This is a genomic window from Corynebacterium segmentosum, from assembly GCF_900637825.1.
GTDB classification, from domain to species: Bacteria; Actinomycetota; Actinomycetes; order Mycobacteriales; family Mycobacteriaceae; genus Corynebacterium; species Corynebacterium accolens.
Map to the genome: position 1 here is coordinate 1,039,215 of NZ_LR134408.1, position 19,435 is coordinate 1,058,649.

General features: G+C 58.6%; 18 protein-coding genes. 11 read left to right on the forward strand and 7 right to left on the reverse strand.

The features are described from left to right. Positions 1-85: 85 nt before the first annotated feature. Complete coding sequence (locus EL217_RS05040) at positions 86-619, forward strand: META domain-containing protein (RefSeq protein ID WP_126318853.1); 534 nt, start codon at positions 86-88, stop codon at positions 617-619. A 77-nt stretch (positions 620-696) separates the two neighbouring features. On the opposite strand, the gene EL217_RS05045 is transcribed toward EL217_RS05040, so the two are convergent. Beyond that, positions 697-1,020 (reverse strand): membrane protein, encoded by a 324-nt coding sequence (locus EL217_RS05045; RefSeq protein WP_005282483.1) that lies wholly within the window; start codon positions 1,018-1,020, stop codon positions 697-699. A 47-nt stretch (positions 1,021-1,067) separates the two neighbouring features. Here EL217_RS05045 and EL217_RS05050 point away from each other — a divergent pair, with 47 nt between their 5' ends. From EL217_RS05050 to EL217_RS05060, 3 genes are all read left to right on the forward strand, one after another. Beyond that, on the forward strand, positions 1,068-2,444 hold the full coding sequence (locus tag EL217_RS05050) for a DHA2 family efflux MFS transporter permease subunit (protein ID WP_126318855.1): 1,377 nt from the start codon (positions 1,068-1,070) through the stop codon (positions 2,442-2,444). Between the two features lie 24 nt (positions 2,445-2,468). Continuing rightward, positions 2,469-3,500 carry an ATP-dependent 6-phosphofructokinase gene (locus tag EL217_RS05055; protein ID WP_005280236.1) on the forward strand — a complete coding sequence of 344 codons (1,032 nt, stop codon included), beginning with the start codon at positions 2,469-2,471 and terminating at the stop codon, positions 3,498-3,500. 72 nt (positions 3,501-3,572) lie between these two features. Further along, positions 3,573-4,538, forward strand: a complete 966-nt coding sequence (locus EL217_RS05060) for a bile acid:sodium symporter family protein (protein ID WP_126318857.1) — start codon at positions 3,573-3,575, stop codon at positions 4,536-4,538. Here the strand turns inward: EL217_RS05060 and EL217_RS05065 are convergent. Continuing rightward, the gene (locus EL217_RS05065; protein WP_005282491.1) at positions 4,535-5,320 is read right to left on the reverse strand and encodes a DUF4261 domain-containing protein; all 786 of its coding nucleotides are present in this window, start codon (positions 5,318-5,320) and stop codon (positions 4,535-4,537) included. The two genes, EL217_RS05060 and EL217_RS05065, sit on opposite strands and share 4 nt — an antisense overlap. Positions 5,321-5,377: 57 nt before the next feature. Between EL217_RS05065 and gatB the strand changes: the two genes are divergently transcribed. The 3 genes from gatB to EL217_RS05080 all read left to right on the forward strand — a co-directional run bounded on the left by gatB (position 5,378) and on the right by EL217_RS05080 (position 9,695). Continuing rightward, on the forward strand, positions 5,378-6,883 hold the full coding sequence (gene gatB / locus EL217_RS05070; protein WP_005280240.1) for an Asp-tRNA(Asn)/Glu-tRNA(Gln) amidotransferase subunit GatB: 1,506 nt from the start codon (positions 5,378-5,380) through the stop codon (positions 6,881-6,883). Positions 6,884-7,009: 126 nt separating this feature from the next. Beyond that, complete coding sequence (locus EL217_RS05075; RefSeq protein ID WP_005282497.1) at positions 7,010-8,062, forward strand: NAD(P)-dependent alcohol dehydrogenase; 1,053 nt, start codon at positions 7,010-7,012, stop codon at positions 8,060-8,062. A gap of 202 nt (positions 8,063-8,264) precedes the next feature. After that, the gene (locus EL217_RS05080; protein ID WP_005282500.1) at positions 8,265-9,695 is read left to right on the forward strand and encodes a hypothetical protein; all 1,431 of its coding nucleotides are present in this window, start codon (positions 8,265-8,267) and stop codon (positions 9,693-9,695) included. Positions 9,696-9,811: 116 nt separating this feature from the next. On the opposite strand, the gene EL217_RS05085 is transcribed toward EL217_RS05080, so the two are convergent. After that, entirely contained in the window at positions 9,812-10,537 is a 726-nt protein-coding gene (locus tag EL217_RS05085) for a LysE/ArgO family amino acid transporter (protein WP_005280243.1), read from the reverse strand. 69 nt (positions 10,538-10,606) lie between these two features. Here EL217_RS05085 and EL217_RS05090 point away from each other — a divergent pair, with 69 nt between their 5' ends. Further along, positions 10,607-11,479: an ArgP/LysG family DNA-binding transcriptional regulator gene (locus EL217_RS05090; RefSeq protein WP_005280244.1), complete on the forward strand. Its 873-nt coding sequence runs from the start codon at positions 10,607-10,609 to the stop codon at positions 11,477-11,479. Here EL217_RS05090 and EL217_RS05095 read toward each other — a convergent pair. Together EL217_RS05095 and EL217_RS05100 are read right to left on the reverse strand one after the other, a co-directional pair. Beyond that, the gene (locus EL217_RS05095; protein WP_005280245.1) at positions 11,448-12,545 is read right to left on the reverse strand and encodes a glutathione S-transferase family protein; all 1,098 of its coding nucleotides are present in this window, start codon (positions 12,543-12,545) and stop codon (positions 11,448-11,450) included. The genes EL217_RS05090 and EL217_RS05095 overlap by 32 nt on opposite strands. Before the next feature lie 271 nt (positions 12,546-12,816). Then, positions 12,817-14,025, reverse strand: coding sequence for an IS110 family transposase (locus EL217_RS05100; RefSeq protein ID WP_126318860.1), 1,209 nt, complete (start codon positions 14,023-14,025; stop codon positions 12,817-12,819). A gap of 413 nt (positions 14,026-14,438) precedes the next feature. On the opposite strand from EL217_RS05100, the gene EL217_RS05105 reads away from it, so the two are divergent. From EL217_RS05105 to EL217_RS05115, 3 genes are all read left to right on the forward strand, one after another. Next, positions 14,439-15,329 (forward strand): DoxX family protein, encoded by an 891-nt coding sequence (locus EL217_RS05105; RefSeq protein WP_005280246.1) that lies wholly within the window; start codon positions 14,439-14,441, stop codon positions 15,327-15,329. Positions 15,330-15,476: 147 nt separating this feature from the next. Continuing rightward, complete coding sequence (locus tag EL217_RS05110) at positions 15,477-15,932, forward strand: hypothetical protein (RefSeq protein ID WP_005282503.1); 456 nt, start codon at positions 15,477-15,479, stop codon at positions 15,930-15,932. Next, positions 15,922-16,239 (forward strand): transcriptional regulator, encoded by a 318-nt coding sequence (locus EL217_RS05115; protein WP_005280248.1) that lies wholly within the window; start codon positions 15,922-15,924, stop codon positions 16,237-16,239. The genes EL217_RS05110 and EL217_RS05115 overlap by 11 nt, the downstream gene beginning before the upstream one ends. Here the strand turns inward: EL217_RS05115 and EL217_RS05120 are convergent. Together EL217_RS05120 and ilvD are read right to left on the reverse strand one after the other, a co-directional pair. Beyond that, positions 16,214-17,485 carry a glycosyltransferase 87 family protein gene (locus tag EL217_RS05120; RefSeq protein WP_126318862.1) on the reverse strand — a complete coding sequence of 424 codons (1,272 nt, stop codon included), beginning with the start codon at positions 17,483-17,485 and terminating at the stop codon, positions 16,214-16,216. The genes EL217_RS05115 and EL217_RS05120 overlap by 26 nt on opposite strands. Positions 17,486-17,563: 78 nt before the next feature. Then, positions 17,564-19,417 (reverse strand): dihydroxy-acid dehydratase, encoded by a 1,854-nt coding sequence (gene ilvD, locus EL217_RS05125; protein WP_126318864.1) that lies wholly within the window; start codon positions 19,415-19,417, stop codon positions 17,564-17,566. Positions 19,418-19,435: the final 18 nt, after the last annotated feature.

Consider the following 19,435-nt stretch of genomic DNA (forward strand, 5'->3'; position numbering starts at 1 on the left):
TGTCACTGTGAAATAGCTGCGGATTAGATAACGATTCGTTTACACCCCTGTCGGATGCCCATCCGGCAGGGGTAAATTACTGGGTATGACTTTGAAAAAGATTGCAACCGCGACGATGTCCGTCTCCGCAGCTGCGCTCATGGCCATGGGCGTAGCAAACGCTGAACAGCCCGCAGCAACTCCCAAACCAGCAGAAAACCCCGCACCGGTTGAGCCCGGTACCGAGGTAGCAGACTCCACCGCCAAGAGCGACTTGGTGGAATCCCTGTCGGCAGACGCTGACAAGCTGGTGCCGAATATCGAGGGCCAGACCATCACCGGTGAGCTGCACTCCGTCAAGGAAGACGGCAAGTTCACCGTGCAGTTCGACAAGGATCAGTCCTTGGTCCTCAACGATGGTTGCAATACCTACACCACCTCCTACGATGTGGATAAGGACGGCACCATCCACGTAGGTGACTTCGCCTCCACCATGGCGGCATGCGATGACCACACCCAGGAGCTTTCTGATTCGCTGCGTGACGTCCTCGAGTCCGAGCCTTCCTTCTACGCCCTGCCTGACGGCCAGGCCGCACTGGGCACTGAGGACAACGCCGTTGTCTTCAACGTTGTTGAGTAAATACTCACAAGATCACTCAGCACCATGATCCTCCTTGGCGGGGGACCATGGTGCTGTTGTGTATGTGGTGGGGTGGACTACTTGGCATCGGAAAGCGCGTAGGCGGCGCCCGCAGAGGCGGCCGTCACGGCGAGGACTGCTGGCCAGGAACCAATCTTCTTTGCCAATGGGTGGGAAGCGCCGAACGCGCCGACGTACAGGGCGGACAGGCCAGCGGTCGTGGCTGGGTTGGTCTTCTTTGCCCAGGAACGGCCGGCCCACAGGCCCGCAGCGCCGAGGATGACGCCGCCGAGCGGGCGAATGCCGGTCTCGCGGGCGGTGACCCAACCACCGATGAGGCCGAGGGTAACGGTGGTGGCGGTGGATACGTCTTGTGGTTTTTTGATATCAATCATGGACATGGTGGCCAGTCTAGGCCTGATTTGTGTGCCCCGCTAGAATTCCTGCCATGACTGTGGAGACTAACCTGCCACCTGAGCGCCAAGCATGGCGCGCCATGTTCGCGCTATCCCTCGGTTTCTTTGTGTCCCTCTTGGATCAGTCGATGGTGGCCATCGCCCTGCCGGAGATTCAGGCGGATTTGGGCGCTACAGTCAATGAAATCATGTGGGTCTCGGCCGCCTATTTGCTTGCCGTGGTGGTGCCGCTGCTTTTTACGGGGCGGCTTGGCGATGTCCTCGGCCAGCGCGCCCTGTTTTGCATCGGCGTGGCGCTGTTTGGGATCGGCGCAGTAGTGTGCGCGCTGGCGCCGTCGATGGAAGTGCTTATCGTCGCGCGCATCGTGCAGGGCCTCGGGGCATCGCTGGAAATGCCACAGACGATGTCCGTTATTAACCGGGTCTTCGCCCGTGAGCGCCGTGGGCGCGCGCTGGGGGTGTGGGGGATTATCGGCTCGGTGGCATCCTTGGCCGGGCCGCTCCTCGGCGGATTCCTCGTGGCTTATTTTGGCTGGCAGGCGGCCTTTTGGGTGCACATACCATTTGTCATTGCCGCCATCGTGCTGGCCCTGCTGTGGATACCGAAGCTGCCGACCACAGCCCAGGACATCGATAAGCCCTCTGCCATAGTCTCGCTCATTGCGTTAGGTTCCATCGTCTTTGGCATCCAACAAGGCCCAGAGCTGGATTGGGATTGGCGGGTCCTGGTGGTGCTTGCCATCGGAATCGTCGCAAGCATCGCCTTCGTGCGCTTGCAGGCTAGCGCGCAGAATCGCGGCTCTACGCCGCTCTTTCCGGTGGAGCTCTTTCACAACCGCAATTATGCGGCGGGCTCCGTGGGCATTTTGACCATGGGCTTTATGGCAGCTTCGGTCATGTTGCCCGTGATGTTGTGGCTGCAATCGGTCAAGGGGCTATCCGCCGGGGAAGCCGGCATTATCGTGGCTCCCATGGCGCTGGTCTCGATGCTGATGTCGCCCATTGCGGGCATCCTCGCGGACGCGGTGAATCCGCGCCTGATGGGGCTGGTGGGATTTAGCCTCATGATCGCCTCGCTGTGTTTGGCCTGGTGGGTCATGCATGCCGATGCCAATCCGTGGTGGCTCGCCCTGCCCATCGCCGTTCTAGGAATTGGTCAGTCCTTTATCTGGGGCTCCAACGCGGCAACGACGCTGCGCGATATTTCACCTCACCACATGGGCGCGGCATCGGGGGCGTATAACACCTCCCGCCAGGTGGGATCCGTGGTGGGCGTGGCCCTAGTTTCCGCCGTCATGCAAACGGGTAATCCGACCACGGCGATCATCAATTCGCTTTTCGTGATTGTCATCGCGCTGGTAGTGGGACTTATCTCCTCGCTGCGCTACATGGACACGCTGCATGGATAAAAATCCTGCGCTAAATTGGGGGATATGCGTCTTGCTGTACTGACTTCCGGTGGCGATTGCCCCGGTTTGAATGCTGTAATCCGTGCGGTTGTGCGAACCGCATCCAACGAATTCGGCGATACCGTCGTGGGTTACGAAGACGGGTGGGTTGGTCTCTTAGAAGACCGCCGGCGCGATCTTTACGACGATGCCGGCATCGACCGTATTCTCTTGCGCGGCGGCACCATTTTGGGCACCGGCCGGCTGCACCCCGATAAATTTAAGGCCGGCCTGGAGCAGATCAAGACGAATATGCGCGAGGCCGAGGTCGATGCCCTCGTTGCCATCGGTGGCGAAGGCACGCTCAAGGGCGCTAAGTGGCTCAACGATAATGGCATTCCCGTCGTGGGCGTGCCGAAGACCATTGACAATGACGTCAATGCCACGGACTATACCTTCGGCTTCGATACCGCGGTATCGGTGGCAACGGATGCGATCGACCGCCTGCACACGACGGCTGAATCCCACAACCGCATCCTCATCGTGGAGGTCATGGGCCGCCACGTGGGCTGGATTGCTTTGCACGCAGGCATGGCCGGCGGTGCGCACTACACCGTGATCCCGGAAGAGCCCTTCGATATCGCGGAGATTACCAAGGCGATGGAACGCCGCTTCCAGATGGGCGAGAAGTACGGCATCATTTGCGTGGCCGAAGGCGCCCTGCCAAAGGAGGGCACCATGGAGTTTGAAGCCGGTGGTGTCGACCAGTTTGGCCACCAAACCTTTAACGGGATTGGCCAGGTCATTGGTGATGAAATCAATAAGCGCACCGGCTATGACGTGCGCACCACCGTTTTGGGCCATATCCAGCGCGGCGGCACACCCACTGCATATGACCGCGTCCTTGCGACCCGCTACGGCGTGCACGCTGCCCGCGCGGCGCACAATGGAGATTCGGGAATGTGCGTTGCCCTGCACGGCGAAGATATCGACCTCGTGCCATTGGAAGAGGCCGTGGGTACGCTGAAGACGGTGCCAGATGCCCGCTACCGCAATGCGCAGGCCCTCTTTGGCTAAGGTCCTTTAAACCTCGAACGTCTCGAATATTAAGATCGCCCTCTCACGTGGTGGGAGGGTATTCTTTTGTATATGAGTACCAATAGCGCTACAGAAAAACAGGAAGAACGGCAGGCGCTCATCGCGGCGCTCGGCTTTCCCGTGCTCGTTATCATCGGCGGCATTATTGGCTACATCGCTCCGGATACCGCGGCATCCTTTGCCCCGCAGGTAACACCGCTGTTGGGCATCGTTATGTTCGGCATGGGGCTTACACTGAAGCCGGTAGACTTTGCGCTCGTGGTGCGACGGCCGCTGCCGGTGGTGCTCGGCGTGGTGGCGCAGTTCGTCATCATGCCGCTTATCGCGCTCGTGGTGGTGGCAGTCATGGACCTGCCAGAAGCGGTTGCGGCTGGAGTGATTTTGGTCGGCTGCGCCCCAGGTGGCACGAGCTCTAACGTGGTGTCCTACTTAGCGCGCGGCGATGTCGCGCTTTCGGTGACCATGACCTCCATCTCTACGCTTTTGGCGCCCATCCTCACCCCGCTATTGACCTTGTGGTTGGCGGGCGAATACATGCCGGTCTCCGCGGCGTCGATAGCGTGGTCCATCGTGAAGGTGGTGCTCGTCCCGGTCATCGCGGGCATCGTCATCGGCATGCTGCTTCCACGGCTCGTGGCGAAGATTCAGGCGGCATTGCCTTGGATCTCGGTTACCGCGATTGCCTTGATCGTGTGCATCGTGGTCGGCGGCGCGCATGACAACATCGCCACCGCCGGTGCGCTGGTCTTTGCCGCCGTGGTCATTCACAATGCGTGCGGCTATGGCTTGGGCTACCTCGCGGGCCTATTTACCCGCCAGCCGGTTCCGGTCCGCCGCACCATGGCCGTGGAGGTAGGAATGCAAAATTCCGGGCTGGCCACCAGCCTTGCCTCTTCCTATATGAGCCCGCTGGCTGCCTTGCCCGGTGCTGTCTTTTCCGTGTGGCACAACTTGTCCGGCGCGATCCTGGCTGCGCTGTGCCGCTTTAGCGATGCCCGCAAGGCCAAAGCCAACTAAAAAAGAATGGTGACAGCGGGGAAGTTCTGGTCTACGAACCAGGGCTCCTCTGTGATGGTGAGTGGGGCTTGGCCTTCCTCGAAGGCCAAGGTATCGCCGCCTTTGACGGTGGCGCCTTGCAGGATGTGGTCGGCGATATTTGCCAGCTTGTAATAGAGATCCGTGGGATCCATCGAGCTGGTGCGCGCCTGGATTTCCGGGTGGCCCGCTTGGACCAGTCCCATGGAATAGCCGCGGAGCTCGCCGTCCGATTGCGTAATCCACACCGGCGCGATGTGCATGGGGGCGAGGTTATTGCGCACGGCATCGTTAAACATCGCCGGAGAGATGGAGACGTTGCCGCGCGGGTTATGGATGATAAGGCAGTTGGGGTGCTGGACTACCGCGGACGTCGCCTGGGATAGCAGCTCTAGGTGCTCGCGGCGCGGCTCGCGGAATTGGTGGGAGAGGTTGTGTTCCTGGTTGTCCGGAAGGACCGAGACCAGTACCTGGGCTCCCGCGGTATCGAGGTCGCCGGCATCAGCGCTCAATATGGGGTGGAGGCCGTAACTATCTGGGGTGGGTGCAGAATCGATGGTCTGGTAGTGCAGGACAAACGCGCCATCGATAGGAACTACGAGGCTGCCCGGGTTCTTGCCGGGAGTAATCTCGCCGGCACGCCCCGAAAAGGTCCCGGTAACGGCCTCTTTGATCTCTTCGGTAGAGGGCGCGGTGGAAAAGACCGCGATGTTAATCAGTGGGGCATCGACAAGCGAAGTGTCTACTGTATGTGGAGTCGTCATGACAGTCACCCTAGGGGCTAGCGCGCGAGAGTGCACGGACGTATTAAGATGGCACGCATGACTGCTGCGATGTATGACCTGATGGACTTCGACGAGGTCCTCGACAAGTATGAACCGGTAATGGGCATGGAAGTCCACGTGGAGCTGGATACGGAAACCAAGATGTTTTCCACTTCTGCCACGAACTTCAGCGCAGCCCCTAACTCCAATACCGATCCGGTATCGCTGGGCCTTCCCGGGGCTCTTCCCGTGGTTAATTCCAAGGGTGTGGAGGGTGCAATCAAGATTGGCCTGGCGCTTAATTGCTCCATCGCGGAGTCCTCGCGCTTTGCCCGCAAGAATTATTTCTACCCAGACCAGCCAAAGAACTACCAGATCTCCCAGTATGATGAGCCGATTGCCTATGACGGCTACCTCGACGTCGTGCTGGAAGACGGCACGGAATGGCGCGTGGAAATTGAGCGCGCCCACATGGAAGAAGACACCGGTAAGCTGACCCACCTGGGTGGCGCCGACGGTCGCATCCACGGCGCTACCGCATCCCTGGTGGACTGCAACCGCGCGGGCATTCCGCTCATTGAGATCGTTACCAAGCCCATCATCGGTGCCGGCGAGCGCGCCCCTGAGGTGGCAAAGGCCTATGTTTCGGCGCTGCGCGAGCTCGTCGCCGCATTGGGCGTGTCCGATGCCCGCATGGATCAAGGCTCCATGCGCGTGGACTCCAACCTTTCCTTGCGCCCTATCGGCCAAGAAGAATTCGGTACCCGTACCGAGACGAAGAACATCAACTCCATGCGCTCTGTTGAACAGGCCGTGCGCTTTGAGATGCAGCGCCAGGCGCAGGTGCTGGAAGATGGCGGCAGCATCGAGCAGGAGACCCGCCACTACCAAGAAACCGATGGCTCTACTTCTAAGGGCCGCCCGAAGGAGACCGCGGAGGACTACCGCTACTTCAACGACCCGGATTTGCCGCCGGTCATTGCCCCGTGCGAGTGGGTAGAAGAGCTGCGCGCAACCCTTCCGGAGTTGCCGTGGGTCCGCCGCGCCCGCATCCAAAAGGAGTGGGGCATTAAGGACGAGGAGATGCGCGACCTGGTCAACGCGGGCGCGCTGGATCTCATCGTGGAGACGGTCGAAGCCGGTGCGAAGCCGGACGAGGCTCGTTCCTGGTGGGTGTCTTATCTTGCAGGTAAGGCCAATGAGCAGGACAAGACCCTGGCTGAGCTTGATATCACCCCGGCCCACATCGCCCGCGTCATTGCCTTGGTCAAGGAAGGCAAGCTGACCACCAAGCTAGCGCGCCAAGCCGTCGATGGCGTGCTGGCGGGAGAGGGCGACGTGGACGAGGTCGTCGCCAAGCGCGGCCTCGAGGTCGTGCGCGATGACGGTGCCATCGAAAAGGCCGTGGATGATGCCTTGGCCGCCAACCCGGACATCGTGGAGAAGTACCGCGCCGGCAATAAGAAGGTCACCGGTGCGATCGTCGGTGCCGTGATGAAGGCGACGCAGGGCAAGGCGGATCCGGGTCAGGTTAATAAGCTGATCGCGGAAAAGCTGAGCTAAACGCCCACTAATCCAGCCGGTCTTCGGCCCTGCATCCGGCGGGGTCGGAGGCTGGCTTTCGTGGTTTTAAATTGACCATAATTTTCATTTGGGCAGGTCAGGGCGGTAAAGCGTAGACTATGTGACATGCCAATTAAATCTAAAGTTTTGCAAAAAACGGGCCCGGGTGCACCATTTCGCACCGTAGAAATCGAACGCCGCGATCCGCGCGAAGATGACGTCGTCATCGATATCAAGGCGGCGGGCATTTGCCACTCGGATATCCACACCATTCGCAATGAGTGGGGAGAGGCCCACTTCCCGCTGACGGTGGGCCACGAGATTGCCGGCGTGGTCGAAGCCGTAGGGGACAAGGTCACTAAGTTTAAGGTGGGCGACCGCGTGGGGGTCGGCTGCTTGGTCAACTCCTGTGGGGTGTGCGAGCAGTGCCGCAATGGGCAGGAGCAAAACTGCCTGAACGGCTCGGTGGGAACCTATAACTCTGAAGACGTTGATGGAACCATTACCCAGGGTGGCTATGCGCAAAAGGTCGTGGTCAATGAGAATTTCGTGTTGACGATTCCAGAAGGCCTCGACTTTGATGTTGCCGCCCCGCTCTTGTGCGCCGGTATTACCACCTACTCGCCCTTGGCCCGGTGGCAGGTCAAGGAAGGCGATAAGGTAGCCATCGTTGGCCTTGGCGGACTGGGCCACATGGGTGTGCAGATCGCCGCCGCCAAGGGGGCTGAGGTCACCGTCATTTCCCGGTCCCTGCGCAAGGAACAAGAAGCCTATGGGCTCGGCGCGAAGCGGGTACTGGCATCGGGTGAGGACCCCGATTTCTTTGCTAACCACAAGGGCGAGTTCGATCTGATTTTGTCTACCATTTCCGCCTCCTATTCCCTCAATGACTACCTGCAGCTGTTGAAGCCCCGGGGGATCATGTCTGTGGTCGGCCTGCCCCCAGAGGAATTGGGAATCACCATGGGCAACCTCGTCGGTGGCGGCAAGGTATTGACCGGAAACAATATTGGCGGCATTGCCGAAACCCAAGAGATGCTGGACTTCTGTGCAGAACACGGTATTGGCGCGGTCATCGAAAAGGTGGGCGTTGATGACGTTGACGCAGCCTATGAGCGGGTTGTCGCCGGTGATGTAAAGTTCCGCTTCGTCATTGATACAGAAACTTTCGCGGATTAAGTATGTAAGCTACTTCATCGACAAAAGATGTTGTATTGTATTTCACGCACGTGCAAGTAGGATTTCGTTATTGGCTTACGTACCATGTGCACAGGAGCACACTCCTGCGCCGCGCCTCCCTGCATGCGTCGGGGGATAAGGAGGGGGCCTGGAACTCGCGCACTGGTGTGTGAAAATTATCCGCTACAAAAGTTAGGCAACTGTGTCTTATAAAAATATTCTCGCCATGGCCATGTCCTTCGTGGGCCTGCTGGTAGGCGCAGGCTTTGCTACGGGCCAAGAGGTCGTGCAATATTTCACCGCCTTCGGCTCCTGGGGTATTGCCGGCATTATTGTCGCAGCGGCCATTATGACGCTGGCGGGCACCGTGTTCTTGCAATTGGGCAGCTATTTCCACGCCACTGAGCACAACACGGTCTTCCGCAAAGTCACCCATCCCATCGTGTCCAAGCTATTGGACGTGGCCGTTATCATCACGCTCTTTGCCATCGGCTTCGTGATGCTGGCCGGTGCAGGTTCCAATATGGAGCAGCAATTTGGTTGGTCGGCTTGGATCGGCTCGACGCTGATGCTGGGGCTCGTGATTGCCGTCGGCATGATGGACGTCAATAAGGTGTCCAAGGTCATCGGTATGCTCACCCCGTCCATCATCATCGCCGTCATTGGCGTGGCCATCTACACCATGTTCCATATGCCGGACGATATTGGCGCAGCGATGGAAGCCTCTAGCCAAATCGATACCCCGATTGGCAACTGGTTGGTCTCCGCGCTGAACTACAACGGTCTGGCTTTGATGCTGGCGGTATCCATGTCCCTGGTTATCGGCGGCGATAATATTAGCCCGCGCGAGGCCGGTTGGGGCGGTATTTTTGGTGGCATCGTCTACTCCGTCATGATGGGCCTGGCAGGTTTTGCGCTGTTGATGAACGCCGAGGAGATCGAGGGCTCCGATATCCCGATGCTGTCCTTGGTCGATAGCGTCAACCCAGTCTTGGGCGGGATCATGGCCATCGTTATTTACCTGATGATTTTCAATACCGCCATCGGTATGTTCTACGCATTGGGTAAGCGCCTTTCCGCGGGCAATGAGGCCAAGTTCCGCGTTATCTTCATCGCTGGCTGTTTCGCGGGCTTCGGCGTCTCCTTCTTCGGCTTCAAGACCTTGATGCAGTACGTCTACCCGGTCATCGGTTACATGGGTATTGCGATGGTGGCCGTTTTGGTCTTTGCATGGTTCCGCAGCCAGTCCAAGATTCAGGACGAGGCGCTGCGCCGCGAGCGCGTGCGTTCGCTGATGCACCTGAAGCTGAATCCGAACAAGGAATACGACGCGGATCGCTACGACGACGAGATTGGCCAGCACCTCGAGGATTCCAATATGGATAGCGAGTCCCTCTATGAAGAGCTCGTGACCGAGGTGACGGAAAAGCTCGACGGTGATGACGATGTGGACTTTGATAAGGAAGAATTTGAGAAGCAAAACCAGGACGATCACACCTACTACATCGAACGCGAGGGCGTAGAGCACGACCGCTCGCCGGAAGAGATTGAAAAGTGGATCGAAGAAACCGGTGCTATCGGTGACCCAGAGGAAGACGATGAGTCGTCTGAAGCCGAAAGCTCCCAGAAGTAATCTCGCCTTAGAGCAATAAATTTCCCTCCCCTGGATTTCCCGGGGGAGGGATTTTCTATACCTTGTGCTTGCCGATGCCCCCTTTTAACGCTTGGGGCTGGAGCTGGGCTAGGGGATTACAGCAGGAGGAGCTTGAGGGTCAGGCCAATCATGATGACGCCGATGCCAACGTTGATCCAGCGCCATACCTCGGGGCGGGAGAGAACGTGGGAGAAGCGGGCAGCGCCAAAGCCAATGACGGGGAACCATGTAAAGCTGGCGGCGATGGCACCGCCGGCGAACAGCCACCGGCCGGGGTCGCCATACTGGTTGGCGATGCCGCCGAGCATGACCAACACATCGACATAGGCGCCAGGGTTGAGCCAGGTTAGCGCCAGCGCGGTAAGGAGTGGTTTGACCCAAGATGGCGAGCGCTTTATCTCTTGGCGCTGGGTGGCGGTAGCGGTGGCGACAGACCCGTGCTCGGTGCCGACCCCACCCGTGCTGTCGCCGTCGCCGTCGAAGGTCGCTACTTCCTCGGTGGAATTGGGGGAAGTGGATTCCACGTCGATGGCTTCGCCCTTGGTTTTGAAGGCATCGCGGAAGCAGGTGAAGGTGAAAAAGGCGAGGTATGCCGCGCCGATGTACTTGAGCGCCTCAAGCGCATTGGGAAAGCGCTCAACCAGGTAGCCGACACCGGCGGTGCCGGAGGTAATGAGGATGACATCGGAAAGCGCGCACACCACGATGATGAGCCCGATGTGATCGCGGCGGATGCCGTATTTCAACAGCATCGCATTTTGGGGGCCGACGGCCACGATGAGGGATAAACCAAGCACAAAACCAGCAAGCACGATGGACATGCCTCTAGTGTGAATCCAAGCGGTAAATAAGTCCAGTTAATCTATCTTCATATGGTTTAGAATAGCTTCATGAACCCGGTACATTTGGAAACCTTGCTGGCTATCGTGGAGGAAGGAAGCTTTGAGGTCGCCGCCTCGGTCCTGGGGATTTCCCCGTCGGCGGTAAGCCAGCGCATTAAGGCGTTGGAGGCGAGCACCGGCCGCGTGTTGGTGCGGCGGGCGAACCCGGTGGGGGCGACGGAAGCCGGCGAAATTCTGGTGCAGGCGGCCCGGCGCATGGCGTTGGTGCAGGCAGAAACCGATGCCCGGTTGGGCCAGCGCCTAGCGCGCGTGCCCCTGTCGGTGGCCATCAACTCCGACTCGCTCGCCACTTGGTTTACGCAGGTATTAAGCGATACCGCGCAGCGGGGTGATGTTGCCCTGCGCATCCGCATTGAGGATGAGGCCCGCACGCTTGCGATGCTGCGGCGCGGCGATGTCTTGGGTGCGGTAACGAGGGAGCATTCGCCGGTATCCGGGTGCGATTCCACGTTTTTGGGGACCATGCGCTATTTCGCTGTTGCCGCCCCGCACATCGCGGAGGGCTTTCATTCAGGGCGGTTTACCTGGGAGACGATGCCGCTGGTGGGCTATGGCCCCAATGATCAGGTGCTCGATGATGCTATGCGCGAGCGCTTTATTGATTCCCACGTTGTGCGCGCCCGGGTTTCGCAGATTCCCTCTTCGGAAGGCTACCTGGAGGCCGTGCGCGTGGGCCTGGGGTGGGGGCTTTTGCCGCAGGCCCAAGCCCAGCCACTGGTGGAATCGAAAGAGCTGCTGCTTCTCGATGACCACCAGCTCGACATCGACCTCTACTGGCAGCGCTGGCGCCTAGAATCCGAGGTCTTAAGCGATCTGACGCGGTCTGTGATTAACGCGGCTGCGGGGCTGGGAAGAGCTTAAGCTGAAAGTCTTCCGGATTCTTGACTTCCTCGCCGGAGGGAATGGGGCCCGGGAGACGCACGCTGGGGGCAAAGGGCTGGCCGCCAAAGCGATCGCGGTCATGGGGGTCTGCTAACCAGGACATATCCGGTCCCACCGGAACGATGCGGGTGGGGTTGATTTCCGTGTGCGTGGCAAAGTAATGCTGCTTGATCTCGGTGAAATCGGTGGTATCACCAAAGCCTGGTAGCTGGAATAGTTCCTGCAGGTAGCCGCGCAGGTTGGGCAGTTCCTGGATCTTGTGGCGCGAGCACTTGAAATGCGAATAATACACGGGGTCGAAGCGCACCAGGGTGGCAAATAGGCGGATATCGGTTTCGGTAATGTGATCGCCAACCATATAGCGCTGCGTGCCCAGGCGCTCCTCGGCCCAATCGAGCGCCTCCCACAGCTGGTCATAAGCCTCTTCGTAGGCTTCTTGCGAACCGGCAAAACCGCAGCGGTACACGCCATTATTGATGCCATGGAAGATGTACTCGTTGAGTTCTTCCATCTCCTCGCGGTGCTCTTCTGGGAAGAGATCGGGGGCGCCTTCTGCCTGGAAGTCCGTCCACTGCTCAATAAAATCGCGCACCATAGAGGGATAATCATTGGTGACTACCCGGCCAGTGGATTCTTCTACCAAGGCTGGCACGGTAATTCCGCGGGGGTAGTCCGGAAAGCGCTCGAAGTAGGCTTCCTGCAGGCGCTTGTAGCCCAAAACCGGGTCTACTTCGCCCTCGTCGAGATCGAATGTCCAGGACCGCGCATCGTGCACGGGCCCGGCGAGGGCCAAGGAAATGGAGTCCTCTAAGCCCAACAGGCGGCGAGCGATGACCGCGCGGTGCGCCCACGGGCAGGCGCGGGCCGCAACTAAGCGGTACCGGCCAGCCTCCATGGGCCAGTAAAAGGTGCCATCGTCCTGCGCGGTTACCTCGGATACCTCTGGTGAAATGCGGTCTTCGATGTAGGTGGTATCGCGAATAAACTCGCCATCTGGTGACGCATTGCGGGCATCTCCTGCCCAATCGGAGTCGTGTGAAGTCATCGATTCATTCCCAATTCTGGTGGATTCATAAGGCGGGGAAGTATCCCGCCGGTAATTAATGTTTATATGTCAACTATGTGACATTGTTGATATTACAACAAGATGGGGGCTAGGGAAAGGGGGGTGTTCCTATATAGTTTGTCAATTCCGTGGGTGAGTTTGTTGGGGGTGTGAAGGGTTTCTGCTTTTCCTTGTGGATGTTGTTTTCGGGCACGGTGAGGAGCCGATTGGGCTTGCTGTGCAATCGGCTTGAGGTGAGGGTCTGTTGGTTCTAGGCTGCTGCGGCCTCCTGGACTGTGGAGATGTCTCGGTAGAGCTCGCCGTTTCGCATCATGGCGAAGAGAACGTTGAGGCGCCGGCGTGCGAGTGCGACGACTGCGGCGTTGTGTCTTTTGCCTTCTTTGCGTTTTCGTTCATAGAATTGCCGGGAACGCTCGTGGAATCTGATCGATGCAAAAGACGATTGCCATAGGGCGTTCTTTAATTTTTTGTTGCCAGCCCGGTTAGGCGAATTCGACATGATAGACGTTCCTGACTGATTCGTCCGCGGTGATAGCCCTGCATAGGATGCTAGGTGCGCTGCATCGGGGAAGTCGGACATATCGCCAACAGTCATGAGGATCTGCGCTGCACTACGCGGGCCGATACCAGGCATGGATAAAAGAATCTCGGTCTGCGGAATGTCCTGAATCAGCTTGAGTACCTGCGCTTCGATTTCTTTACGATGCTCGAGTTTGGCTAGTGCATCTGTGGCGGACATTGCTACGCCAAGTTCGGCGTATTCTGCGCCGGCAATGGATACGGTCTGTTCGTGGATGGCAGCAAGCATGGCATCGATGACAGGCTCAGGATTGCGTGCCCTGTGTTTGCGTGCAAAGGCTTTCAGGCGTGTTCTACCGATGCGTCGAATCTTGGTGGGGCCACCGTATTTTGCAAGTAGGTGGAGGATCCACTTTCGGTGAATCATCTGTCCGCGCAGGACATGTTCGAATGCAGGATAGGTTCCTACGAGCGCGGATCGCATCTGGTTAATCAGGCGTGTGTAGGCCCGGGCGAGGTCTTCGTCGATACCGTTGAGAACTTTCAGCTGGATAAAGACGTCCTCAACGCGGTCGACACTGCGCAAGGAATCTGGAAGGTTAAGACCGGCATGGGCGATAACGTAGGCGTCGCGTACATCGGTCTTGGAGTTGCCGACGTGGATGCGAGAAAGCTGTCGCATCGCAAGTCCTGGTAGATAGCGAACGTCGACGCCCATGTCTTGGGCGACTGCGACGGTTAACCGGCCGATGTTGTTGGGTTGATCGACAATGACAAGGACCGAGGCGTCGTCAGCGAGGAATTGGCCAAAGAGCTTGCGTAGCGAGCCTTCATGCTGGTTGATGCGTTTGGACAGGACTTGCCTGCCTTGGGGATCGAGGGCGCAGGCGTGGTGGAAGTATTTGCCGACGTCCACGCCAATGACGAAGTCATAGGCCATGGGTGTATGCCTCCTAGCGATGAATTAGAAGTTGGATTATTTGAGCTTCATCGCTGGGTTGGTCGGACATACTTCACGCTGGCATCCACATTACTGTGAGACCTCATACCACCTGGGCTGGGTCAGGTTCCTATTAGCAGTCTGGAGTATGTCACTGTCTTCGGCGGCATCACCCCCCGGATCATTGTCAGACAGGGACGAAAATAAGCCATACCGAAGCCAGCGACTAGTTCCACTGTCCTTTCAGACGGAGGGAACGGAAATAAACATAACCCGCCCAATCGGGTGGACAGGCTATGAATCTTCGGCGCCCTGAGGTGGAACTGCTAACAACGTAATGGGGGCGTGGGAACAATTGCGGCGCGCCGTTAACGGTACCGCAAAACTGCAGGCAACTGTCTTAAATTGGTCATATGAGCGATAAGCAGCAACCGGATAAAGCCAATCCCTTAGACGAGGAACTTAACGTCCCAGCCTACGATTCCATGCGGCAGGATAACCCCGATGTCTTTGCCCGCGCTGGGCGCGCCGAACCGCAAGAAATTCGGCCGCAGAAACAAGAGGCGGCGGAGACGGAGGTTTTGCCCAACCCTGCCGCTAATGGGGCCACGCAGCAGGGAAACCAGCAATCCGCAGGTGAGGATACCGCGGTATTGGATCCCGCAGCGGCGTCGCAGGCCGAAGGTTTTGCGGCAGATGATGCCGGCTTGAGTCCAGAAGAGCTGGCGGAACAAGAGCGCAAGCTGCAGCAGGAGCAGGAGGACAAGGAAGGCTACAAGCGCTATGGGCGCCGCGGCACCATTGACTTTGGCCTCTTTTTCGTCCGCTTGGCGATGAGCGCCTATCTCATCATCGCTGGCGTGTCCACGTTCTTCTCGCTGGGCGATGGCTCCGGAGTCTCCGGGCTGGAAGGCGATTACTCGCAGTACGCTTGGGCTAATTCCTTTGCCCTAGCGGTGCCGACCGTGCAGCTGATCGCCGGAGCATTCCTCCTTTTGGGCCTGATTAGCCCGCTTGCGGCCATGCTTGGCTTGGTCGTTACCGGTTTTACCGCATTGCACGAGCTGGCGGAATCGGGTGCTGGTCTCCAGGTCTTTGACTGGCCGGACTCGGTATGGCTGTCCCTGGTACTTTTCATTATCGCGATTGGCCTGCAATTTACCGGTCCTGGTTTCATTTCCTTGGACTTTGGCCGCTCTTGGGCGCGGCGCCCGCTGGGTACGTCGTGGGTCTTTGTGGTGGTTGGTATCGCCATCTTGGTTGCCGTGTGGGTCTTTGGCGCGGCAGTAAACCCGATTGCTTAGCCTGTTATTCGCTACCGCTTGAGTGGATCCCTGCCGCAGGCCATGCGGTGGGGATTTTCTTTCCATTCTTGCTTTCCGCTATGGAAAGTGAAAGAATTGCCATAAAGGAAAGTAAGCAAAGCTGGATATTGGAGATGGTGGTAGAAGATGGAAGATGAGCTAAAGAAGTCGCTCGAGTTTAATGACAGCCTGCAGGATCAAGGCGCTGAGCGAAAGCGGCTTGTGCAAAATATCCTCCTAGTGATCGCATTGGCAGCATTCTATGTGGGAGTGACCGTATTCGCGGAGATAATGCACCCCGTCGCGTTTCTGATTTTCTACTTTGTCCTTATAGGACTCATGGTGTGGGCGCTACTTCATTACCAGGGCAAGGTGCGGACCAGCTATCGCCAGGATCCGTATACCCAGCCCAAGGCCGATAAGAAATACTACGCGGGGATGGCAGTAATACTTATCCCGATCTTTGTCACCAACATGCTGCGTGAGCACATGTGGGCTCTGGTAATCTTCATCGCGGTGTGGGCAGTGGCAATGGTCTGGGTGCTGCAATCTCGTGCCTTGGACGTTGCAGCGCGGCAAGGAGAAGGCCGTAGTGCTCAGTGATATTGACCCGGTTATCTATCCGCTCAATCGCTTCAAAATCTGTGCGGTATTAAACGCACGAGGTGCGGTGGAGGGACAGGTGCGCCGCGAAATGCGCTTCGCGGCGCTGCGGGAAGAGGTGGGGCAATCGGCCGCCACCTTATCCAAACAATTAACCGCCCTAGAAAAGGAAGGCTATATCAGCCGATTCCGCGAGTACGGGTCTTCCCGCGATAAGGACACCGTGTGGGTTATGCTCACTGCTACCGGCAAGTCCGCATTCGATGCCCACCTCGCCGCGCTTAAGTCGCTAGCGGAGCAGGAGTAGCGCTACGTGTGGTCTGTTTGCGCTGGGCGGCAAAGAACGCTGCCGTATACAGCGCTACTGTAACCAGGGTAAGCCAGACGAAGTCATCCACCCAGAATTTCTGGAAGTGGTTCATGGCATGAACATCGACTTGATCTCCCCACCACCACTTCGGCGGAACGGTGAGCAGCAGGGCTGCCCAAGCGATGAGGACGGCCAGGAGGCTGCGGGCAGCCCATGCGGTAGAAAGCCAGCTCCACGCGCGGTAGGCGAAGACCGGGATGATAAGCGTGAGCCAGACCCAGTGATGGGACCAAGAAACAGGGGAGATGAGCAGGACGGTGAGGGCGGTGACCAATTGGGCATCGACAAGCAAATGCTCCTCACACAGGCGCTTGATGAGCCACGCTGCAACGACGATGACAATAAGGGAGGCCGCGATCCACGCGAAGCCTATCGTCAGGCCATTCGCCTCCATGGGTTCGGTGGATGGATACATGCGCTGAATGGCGCCCTTGATGGAGCTATTGGACTGGTACTCGGTTCCCACGCCGAAGTCGCGGCCGGAGCCCATGTCGAGCAGTGTGGAGCTGAAGAACTCCACGAACGCCTCCCAGCGGAAGGCCGCGGCAAGAAGAGTGGCCGCTACGGCGGAGAGCAACGCGGTGGCAATCTGCTTCCATTCCCTGCGCACAAGGAAGTAGAGCAACATCGCCAGAGGGGTTATCTTGATGGCGGCCGCCACGCCGATGAGGATTCCCTGCGGCAGGAATTGCTTGCGCGGAACGATGTCGAGGATAACAAGCGCCATGACCACTATATTGATTTGGGCATAGTTGTTATTGAGGTCAACCGGCTCAAAGTGTAAGACAATGGCCCAGGTAATGGCGGTTACGGGTAAGAGGAATTCTGGCTTCTTGAGCACCGCCCTGAAAACGAAGTAAAGGCACGCGAGCACCAGAAGATCCGAAAGGATATCCATGATATTGCCGGCCAGATTGTGGTCGACAGCGTCAAAGGCCGTCAGCGGCACCATCGCTAAGGCGCCAAAGGGCGGATAAATGAAGGGCAGCTGAATATCGCCGGCGGGCATCGGCGCGCTATAGACGGAGCGGTGCTCGAGGAAGGCCTTGACCCCCTCGCGGTAGACCACCATATCGATGGGGAAGTCTGTGATGCGGGTGTCTTCAACGACCTTCCAAGCGCCGAAAAGGAACCCCAGCAGGGCCACGATATATCGGAATAACGGGGTACGAGCGAATTTCATCGCGATACAAACTACGCGATATTTAACTACAGAGCTCGCACCCCCTTCGAGGTCACAGCGATTTAGCAGCCAATTGTGCTAGTTTACAAAGCCGTCTACCACGCGCACCGCGCCGCGGTCCGCGGAGGTCGCCATCGCGGCATAGGCGCGCAGCGCCTTGGTAATCGGGCGGTTGCGGTCCACCGGCGTCCACGGCTTTTCGCGCTGCTCTTGCGCGGCGCGGCGGCGCTCCAGAACATCATCGTCCACGTCGAGCGTGAGCTCGCGCTCATGGATATTGATGGAAATGGTATCGCCATTTTCGATGAGCCCGATAAGGCCCTGGTGGGCGGCCTCCGGGGAGATGTGGCCGATGGAGAGACCGGAGGTGCCGCCGGAAAAGCGGCCGTCGGTAATCAAGGCGCACGCCTTGCCTAAACCTGCGCCCTTGAGGAAGGACGTCGGGTGGAGCATCTCCTGCATGCCGGGGCCGCCGGATGGGCCCTCGTAGCGAATGACGACGACATCGCCGGGCTGGACCTCTTTATTCAAGATGATGGATACGGCCTGCTCCTGGGATTCCACGACGCGGGCCGGGCCGGAGAAGGTCCACAGTTCTTCCTCCACGCCGGCTGCCTTGACGATGGCCCCGTCTGGTGCCAGGTTGCCGCGCAAGACCACCAGGCCGCCGTCGGAAGAAAAGGCGTGGTCAGCATCGTGAATGCAGCCATTGACCGCGTCAGTATCCAGTTCATCCCACCGGTTGGACTGGGAGAACGGCTCCGTCGTGCGCACGCCACCGGGGGCGGCGTAGTACAGCTCGCGGGCCTGATCGGTTACGCGGGGATTGCGGATATCCCAATCATCGAGCCATTGCTCCGCATTGTCATAGAGGGCGGTGTGCACCTTGAGGTTGAGGTGGCCCGCGCGGCGCAGCTCGCCCAAGATGGCCGGAATGCCGCCGGCGCGATGCACATCCTCAATGTGGTAGGTGCCGTTGGGCGCGACCTTGGACAGGCAAGGCACGCGGTAGGAGATGTCATTAATGTCATCCAGCGTGAAGTCCACTTCGCCCTCTTGCGCTGCGGCGAGGGTGTGCAGGATGGTGTTGGTGGATCCGCCCATGGCCATATCGAGGGCCATAGCATTGCTAAAGGCTTCCTTCGTGGCGATATTGCGGGGGAGGACGGACTCGTCTTCTTCGCCGTAGTAGCGGCGGCACATATCCACGATGGTGGAGCCGGCCTTTTCAAAGAGCTCACGGCGCGCGCTGTGGGTAGCCAGGGTGGTGCCATTGCCCGGAAGCGCCAAACCGAGCGCTTCGGTCAAGCAATTCATGGAGTTGGCGGTAAACATGCCGGAGCAGGAACCGCAGGTGGGGCAGGCGGATTCTTCGACCTGGGCCAAGCCGGCATCGCTAACGCTTTCGTTTGCGGATGCGGTGATTGCGGTAATCAGGTCGGTCGGTGCATGGGCAACGCCATCGACCACGACGGCCTTGCCGGCCTCCATCGGCCCGCCGGAGACAAAGATCGTGGGGATATTCAAGCGCATCGCGGCATTGAGCATGCCCGGGGTGATCTTATCGCAGTTGGAGATGCAGACGAGGGCATCGGCAGTATGCGCATTGGCCATGTACTCGATGGAATCGGAGATGATCTCGCGCGAAGGCAAAGAGTACAACATGCCGCTATGTCCCATGGCAATGCCGTCATCGACAGCAATGGTGTTGAACTCCTTGGGCACGCCGCCGGCTTCGCGGACAGCATCGGCGACGATATCGCCGACGTTTTTCAGGTGCACGTGGCCGGGCACGAACTGCGTATAAGAATTGGCGATGGCGACAATCGGCTTGCCAAAGTCATTTTCCTTGGTGCCGGTAGCGCGCCACAAGGCACGCGCACCGGAGGCTTGGCGTCCGACGGTAGTTACTTTAGAGCGCAGCGGGAACATGGTTTAAGTCACCATTCC